The organism is Micromonospora sp. BS32, assembly GCF_059089345.1.
The window spans coordinates 1-288 of record NZ_JBSSHR010000183.1; the positions used below are offsets into that span (position 1 = coordinate 1).

The following is a 288-nucleotide window of genomic DNA, read 5'->3' on the forward strand; positions in this document are numbered from 1 at the left end:
AAGGGCAAGTACCTCAAGAAGGTCGTCCTGACCACCACCATGGGCCCGGGTGTCCCGGTCGACCCGAACGTGGTGAAGAACCTCCAGGAGAACCCCGAGGGCTGAGCACGATGCCCGTGAAGGGGCCCCGCCACGAGTCGTGGCGGGGCCCCTTCCGTTACGGGGCCGGCAGGTGCGGTCGGCACCCTGGTCCTCGGCCTGAGTGGCTCGGTGGCGCCCTGGGCGGCCCCGCCGGTGCTGGCGGACCGCCCGGGCGCTCACCGGCCCGCTGGCTGCCCGTCGGCCCTG

1 pseudogene is annotated in these 288 nt (G+C 73.6%); it reads left to right on the top strand.

The window, feature by feature from the left end:
- Positions 1-105, top strand: a pseudogene (locus AC5RWQ_RS30820) (50S ribosomal protein L1); the annotation flags it as partial.
- Positions 106-288 lie beyond the last annotated feature (183 nt).